Annotated in this window: 7 protein-coding genes; 1 reads left to right on the top strand and 6 read right to left on the bottom strand. The window is 46.3% G+C overall.

What is annotated here, in order from left to right; translation table 11 throughout:
* Positions 1-144 precede the first annotated feature (144 nt).
* Both rpiB and HNQ47_RS09945 read right to left on the bottom strand, forming a co-directional pair.
* Entirely contained in the window at positions 145-591 is a 447-nt protein-coding gene (gene rpiB, locus HNQ47_RS09950) for a ribose 5-phosphate isomerase B (RefSeq protein WP_183329256.1), read from the bottom strand.
* A gap of 2 nt (positions 592-593) precedes the next feature.
* Positions 594-2,051, bottom strand: coding sequence for an alpha-amylase (locus HNQ47_RS09945; protein WP_183329255.1), 1,458 nt, complete (start codon positions 2,049-2,051; stop codon positions 594-596).
* Between the two features lie 168 nt (positions 2,052-2,219).
* On the opposite strand from HNQ47_RS09945, the gene gdhA reads away from it, so the two are divergent.
* The gene (gene gdhA, locus HNQ47_RS09940; RefSeq protein WP_343052971.1) at positions 2,220-3,551 is read left to right on the top strand and encodes an NADP-specific glutamate dehydrogenase; all 1,332 of its coding nucleotides are present in this window, start codon (positions 2,220-2,222) and stop codon (positions 3,549-3,551) included.
* A gap of 46 nt (positions 3,552-3,597) precedes the next feature.
* Here gdhA and HNQ47_RS09935 read toward each other — a convergent pair whose 3' ends face one another.
* From HNQ47_RS09935 to rplM, 4 genes are all read right to left on the bottom strand, one after another.
* Positions 3,598-3,810, bottom strand: coding sequence for a helix-turn-helix domain-containing protein (locus tag HNQ47_RS09935; protein WP_183329253.1), 213 nt, complete (start codon positions 3,808-3,810; stop codon positions 3,598-3,600).
* A gap of 327 nt (positions 3,811-4,137) precedes the next feature.
* Positions 4,138-5,508: a DEAD/DEAH box helicase gene (locus tag HNQ47_RS09930; RefSeq protein ID WP_183329252.1), complete on the bottom strand. Its 1,371-nt coding sequence runs from the start codon at positions 5,506-5,508 to the stop codon at positions 4,138-4,140.
* Between the two features lie 60 nt (positions 5,509-5,568).
* Positions 5,569-5,967, bottom strand: coding sequence for a 30S ribosomal protein S9 (gene rpsI / locus HNQ47_RS09925; RefSeq protein WP_183329251.1), 399 nt, complete (start codon positions 5,965-5,967; stop codon positions 5,569-5,571).
* A 13-nt stretch (positions 5,968-5,980) separates the two neighbouring features.
* Positions 5,981-6,418: a 50S ribosomal protein L13 gene (rplM, locus tag HNQ47_RS09920; protein ID WP_183329250.1), complete on the bottom strand. Its 438-nt coding sequence runs from the start codon at positions 6,416-6,418 to the stop codon at positions 5,981-5,983.
* Positions 6,419-6,574: the final 156 nt, after the last annotated feature.

Here is a 6,574-nt window from a genome sequence, read left to right as displayed (position 1 = left end):
TCTATTCGGTTTTCAAAGATCGTTCCGCGCCCTCTTGCGAGCGCTCATTTATATTATCAAACTCTTCCCCTTCAGTCAACTACTTTTTTGAAAAATTTAATATATCTTTTATATTTTAAAAGGCGGATCATCGATCCGCCTTTTTTACTGCTTATCTTCAATTTCTTTGATCTTCTGGATCCGGCGTTCGTGACGCGGTCCATGGCTGAAATCTGTCGTTAAAAATGTATTGACCGTATCCTTGCAGACTTCGATGCCCATCGTTCTTTGTCCCATCGCCAGAATATTGGCATCATTGTGCTCGCGCGTCAAACGCGCCATCGTACTGTCGGCACATAAACCGCAGCGGATTCCTTTTACTTTATTTGCGGCGATCGAGATGCCGATGCCGGTTCCGCAGATCAAAATACCGCGGTCCGCTTCTTTGTTTACAATTTTCTGTGCAACAGCGTAAGCATAATCTGGATAATCACAGCTTTCCGTCGAATACGTTCCGCAGTCTTCGACTTCATATCCTTCTTCCTTCAGCATTGCTTTGATTTCCTCTTTATACGAATAAGCACCATGGTCACAGCCGATTGCGACTTTCATTATTACACTTCCTTCCATAACCGATAAATCGTTTCCTTATCCACATATATATTACAACTTCCAGCATCGCAAGGAAAGACTCCGTGCATGTTTTCATCAAGATGAACAATTTTCGAGGAAGTAATATCATAGAACTCTTTGCCAGCAGCATTCTTTAAATCAAATTCTTTGGATGAGGCAACGCCGTTGGTCATCACAACGACAACAGGATGTGCCTGACAGACAGCCCAGCCGATACAATGCGGATCATCAAATCGATCTTCCAGATACAAATCAATTTCATCCGGCATCACATACCGACGGAGCCATACCATTTCACGGATGTGCGGAACGGGTTCGATCGCGTCATGTTCTATACCATATATATCACCGTAAAAAACACACGGGAACAGACAGTTGCGCAGTAACAAGATCGCATAAGCATGGGGCTTGAACCAGCTTTCCACCCACGATTCCAATGCCTGACCTGGCTGCGTGTCATGATTGTCGACAAAAGCGACAGCGGACTGCGGGGCTGCCTGCGTCAAGGTACCGTCCAGGATCTTCGACATATCATAACGATCATAATCATGGGAAGCGTCAAAAAAGTGGAAATGCAGCGGCACATCAAACAGGGTCATCGTGTAGCTGGTCTTATTTAGATAGCCAAGCAGTTCATCCAGATTTCCGCTCCAATACTCACCGACCGCAAAATCATCTTCATCTGAGATGGTTCGCTGCTGTTTGAGCCAGCCGGGAAAGAAATTTGCGTCGATGCTTTTGACTGCATCCAGCCGGTAGCCGTCGACATGTGTGGTTTCATAGTACCATCTGCCCCAATTATAAAGTTCCTGTACTACTTTTGGCTCACTGAAATCCAGATCATCTCCCATGATAAAATCGAAATTGCCTTGTTCCGAAGAAACGTTAGGATCCCAGGTCTTACCGGAAAACTGGATGAGCTCATTGCGTTTCATCAGATCATCATAGTCTGTCCCGTCAAAACAGGTCCAGTCCCATACAAAATCGGAGTACTTTCCGGCACGGCCGGGGAATGTATATTTGGTCCAAACTTCAACGTCTTCTTCATCGGAGATCGCTTGTTCCCGATTGTTCCAGTTCATTTGTTTGCCCTTGATGCGTTCTTTGGCATCGGCCCCCATCCGATGATTGAAGACAATATCAGCCAGGACCGCCAGTCCGTTTTTGCGGCAAAGGCGGATCGCTTCCAAATATTGTTCTTTGGTTCCATATTTCGTGCGGATGGTTCCTTTCTGATCGAATTCACCTAGATCATACATATCATAGACGCCGTAGCCCACATCGTGAATGCCGGCGGAACCTTTGTATGCGGGCGGCATCCAGATCATAGAAAAGCCAAGATGTTTCAGAAATGCGGCATGTTCACACACGTCATCATAGTATGTTCCGTCGTCCGGATAGTACCATTCGAAGTATTGAATCATGGTTTGGTTCTTCATTTTTCATGTTTCCTTCCTTATTTTCATGAACAATTGTACACCATTTATGGACATTTTAAAAGATGGAGTCCCTTCTTGTTCATCATACGTATATTTTATCAAGTCGTTGATTCCATTTTTTTCGGTTGTGGTATAATTACAAAGTATTATGACAGGAGGAATCATAAGATTATGGATTTAAAAGAACTGTATGAAACAGTGAAACAAAGAAATCCTGGCGATCCGGAATTCCTGGAAGCGGTCGAAGAAGTCATCAAGTCTTTGGAAATCGTTGAAAAGGTCCATCCGGAATTGTTGGATGATGATGTTTTACAGCGTATCGTAGAGCCTGAGCGCCAGATTATTTTCCGTGTGCCTTGGGTTGATGATCAAGGAAAAACGCAAGTCAACCGCGGATACCGGGTTGAATTCAACTCGGCGATCGGCCCATACAAAGGCGGATTACGTTTCCACCCTTCGGTCAATATCAGTATTATTAAATTCCTTGGCTTTGAACAAGTATTTAAGAACTCTTTAACAACGCTGCCGATGGGCGGCGGCAAAGGCGGATCTGACTTCGATCCAAAAGGCAAGAGTGATGCAGAAGTCATGCGTTTCTGCCAGAGTTTCATGACGGAATTGTATCGTCACATTGGTCCGGATACGGATGTCCCGGCAGGTGATATCGGTGTCGGAGCCCGTGAGATCGGTTATTTATTCGGTCAATATAAACGTTTGAAGAACGAATTCTCCGGTGTCCTGACCGGCAAAGGTTTGTCTTACGGCGGATCTTTGGTTCGTACACAGGCTACCGGTTATGGTCTGTGCTACTTCACACAGGCATTGTTAAAGGACAACGGCACTTCCTTTGAAGGCAAGACGGTCGATATTTCCGGTTCCGGAAACGTTGCCATCTACGCTTGTGAAAAAGCGCAGCAGTTCGGTGCAAAAGTTGTAACGATGTCCGATTCCAACGGCTTCGTTTATGATCCGGACGGCATTGATCTGGCAGCTGTCAAAGAAATCAAAGAAGTACGCCGCGGACGGATCAAAGAATATGTCGAAGATCATCCGAATGCCACTTATACGGCAAACGAGCGTCCTTGGGGCATCAAATGCGACATCGCACTGCCTTGCGCAACGCAGAACGAATTAAATCTGGACAATGCCAAAGCATTGGTTGACAATGGTGTCATGGCCGTATGCGAAGGTGCAAACATGCCATGTACGCCGGATGCGATCGCTTATCTGAAAGACCACAACATTTTCTATTCTCCGGGCAAGGCAAGCAACGCCGGCGGCGTCGCATGCAGCGGTCTGGAAATGGCTCAGAACGCCCAGCACTTGTCCTGGCCGGCAGAAGAAGTCGATCAACGTCTTCAGGGCATCATGAATTCGATCTTCGAAACATGCCGCGATACGGCAAAAGAATTCGGTGTCGAAAAAGATTACCAGGTTGGTGCAAACATTGCCGGCTTCCTGAAAGTTGCGGATGCAATGAAAGCACAGGGTACGGTTTAGAAACTGCACATAAAAAAGACGTTCCATTCAGGAACGTCTTTTCTTTTTAATACGGTTCTTTTTTGTCTGTACGATTCAGCAGATAATCCACGCTGGTATGATAAAAATCTGCTAATTTGATGAGTTGTTCCAAAGGTATGGAGCGGTCATCATTTTCATAGCGTGAATATGTTCGCTGGGTCACGCTTAGGATCTTTGCGATTTCCGCCTGTGTCAAATCGTTATCCTCCCGTAAGTCTCTGATTCTCTTTAATTTCATAGTCACCATCACACTTCTATTCTACATAAACACCAACCCAAGCCATCCATGAAAGCTTGTGCATAATAACTGGTATAACTTCGCCAGATTTATTGTTGCATCCGATGCAAAAGGTTATGCGGCTGTCTGCCTTCATTATGATTTGTTTTATACTTCCAGTTGGTTATTCTATCCGTATTATGCATGTAAGCGTTTGTTTATATATTAAATTATATCATTATCTTATCAAAAGGACTGATTTTAGACACATTCGTACATATAAAATTGCGTAATTCTCTATTCAAAGATAGATTTTAATGCTATTTCCGCTCAAATTATCCATTTCAGCTATGTTCTTCTATTTTGTGTACTTTTTTCCGGTCTGACGGACTTATGTTTGACCATTTTCAGTTGCTGCAGGACCAGGTCTCCTTTGCCGTTTAAAATATCCACATAGGATTGATAGCGCTGAATTTGGATGATCCCGATGTCATCGGCAGACAATCCGTCCAAACTGCAGATCGCACCGACAATATCGCCGGCACGGATTTTTTTATTTTTACCGATATTTAAATGGATCTTTGTGATATCGCGCCGCAGTTCATCGGACGCATCTTGTTTCAGCATCCGCACCTCATGCAGACATGACAAAAAGCCCGCATCGTCAGATTCCATTTTTGTCATTGGATACAGCGGATGGACAGGATCAGATCCAATCAAATTGACCGCCATGCCGGAACGTCCGGCCCTGCCGCTGCGTCCGATCCGATGAACATAAATATCCGGCCGCTCGGGCTGGTCGTAATTAATGATCAAATTGACATCTTCGATATCGATGCCGCGGGCAGATACATCAGTTGAGATCAAAACACGGAACCTGCCCTGTTTAAACGCATCCATGACCGCAAATCGTTTATCTTGATCCATGCCGCCGTGCAGAGCCTGACATAAAACACCGCGTCCTGCGAGGTAATGGTAGACTGTTTCGGCGGTATCCTGCCGCCGGCAGAACACGATGGCAGAATCTGGGTCGATGTCTGCCAATAAGCGGGCAGTATCAGTGTTTTTATCTGCGGTGACCCAATCGTATTCCGCAATTGCCGCATTGTGTTCGGGCAGACAAATGGTCGTATACGCATCCGGCATGAAAGCTTTGACAGCCGGGCTCAAAGTCGCGCTCAGGCAGACAATGGTCCGGTCTGCCGGCAGCGCATCGCAGACCGCATGAACATCCGCTTCAAAATCTTTCTCCAATAAAGCATCAGCCTCATCAAGAACCAGGGTGCGGATATCATCCAAAGGCAGCGTCCCTTGGCGGATGTGATCGAGGATCCGGCCCGGCGTTCCCGTGACGACATGACAGCGCTGCCGGATATCCATGGCCTGCTGATCAAAAGGCTGCTGACCGACACAGGCAATGCACTGCACTTTTTTGTACATGCCCAGCCAGCGGAAATGGTCCCGGATCTGAAAGGCAAGCTCACGGGTCGGGGCCAGGACCATGGCTTGAGGCGGCCGGCTGTCAATGTTCAGATGCTGGATGATCGGAATGGCATAGGCGGCGGTCTTGCCGCTGCCGGTCTCCGCCTGGATCAAACAGTTTTTCTGCTGCAGCAAAATGGGGATCACTTGTTCCTGGATGGGCGTTGGTTCCTGGTAATGCAGCTTTTCGATGGCTTTTTGAAGCATCGGATCGAGATGGAATGAGTCAAACGGCATGATCTGCCTCCTTTCTATAAAAAAAGTATCCGGAAAGTTCCGAATACTTGTGGTGCCTGATTAACGTTTTGAGAACTGCGGTGCTTTACGCGCTTTCTTCAATCCGTATTTCTTACGTTCTTTGGCACGCGGGTCACGCGTTACAAATCCTGCTGCTTTCAGCGGTTCACGGTAGTCATCGCTTGCTTCCATCAAAGCACGCGTAATGCCGTGACGCATTGCACCGGCCTGTCCGGTGAATCCTCCGCCTCGTACGTTGATGATCACATCAAACTGATCAGCTGTGTTCGTTACTTCGAACGGTGATTTTACGACAATGCGCAATGTTTCCAGCGGTAAATACTCTTCCAGAGTTTTACCGTTTACGGTAATATTTCCTGTTCCCGGGCGCAAGAAGACACGAGCAACAGATTCTTTACGACGTCCGACGCCGTGGTATTGTACTTGAGTACCAGCCATTTTCTATTCCTCCTTATCCTTTCACCTTTAATTCAACAGGTTTCTGCGCAGCATGCGGATGTTCACTGCCAGCGTATACAAATAAGTGGCCGCGCTGAACATCACCTAAACGAGTATGCGGAAGCATACCTTTGATGGCTCTTTCGACCCATTCTTCCGGGTATTTTTCTTTCATTTCTTTGGCGGTGCGGACACGCATGCCTCCGAAATATCCGGAGTGGTTATAGTATTTTTCCGTATTCAGTTTGTTTCCGGTCATTTCGACCTTTGCCGCATTGATCACGATCACATAATCGCCGCAGTCCACATTCGGCGTATAAGTCGGTTTATGTTTTCCGCGCAATACATGTGCTACAGTTGTTGCCAGACGGCCTAATGTTTGTCCTTCACCGTCTACAACGTACCAGGTGCGCTTTACATCGGCAGGTTTTGCCATAGTAGTTTGACGCATGATTGAATATCCTCCTTCATTGAGCGTTACCGGGGCTCAAAAGGCCAGAGATTAGCCAAATATTATATTAGTCAAAGAAAAAGTGATTGTCAATGAGATTATGCTTTTTTCACAACGATCCCCCGTACAGATCGTTTTTCGCGATCATCATTTCGT

Source organism: Catenisphaera adipataccumulans (assembly GCF_014202755.1).
Classification (GTDB): domain Bacteria; phylum Bacillota_I; class Bacilli_A; order Erysipelotrichales; family Erysipelotrichaceae; genus Catenisphaera; species Catenisphaera adipataccumulans.
This window is presented reverse-complemented; position numbering and strand designations above follow the sequence as displayed.

Bases quoted from the DNA above. Each gene is read 5' to 3' on its own strand.
- rpiB (WP_183329256.1), bottom strand. From the start codon at position 591: ATGAAAGTCGCAATCGGCTGTGACCATGGTGCTTATTCGTATAAAGAG.
- HNQ47_RS09945 (WP_183329255.1), bottom strand. From the start codon at position 2,051: ATGAAGAACCAAACCATGATTCAATACTTCGAATGGTACTATCCGGAC.
- HNQ47_RS09935 (WP_183329253.1), bottom strand. From the start codon at position 3,810: ATGAAATTAAAGAGAATCAGAGACTTACGGGAGGATAACGATTTGACA.
- HNQ47_RS09930 (WP_183329252.1), bottom strand. From the start codon at position 5,508: ATGCCGTTTGACTCATTCCATCTCGATCCGATGCTTCAAAAAGCCATC.
- rpsI (WP_183329251.1), bottom strand. From the start codon at position 5,967: ATGGCTGGTACTCAAGTACAATACCACGGCGTCGGACGTCGTAAAGAA.
- rplM (WP_183329250.1), bottom strand. From the start codon at position 6,418: ATGCGTCAAACTACTATGGCAAAACCTGCCGATGTAAAGCGCACCTGG.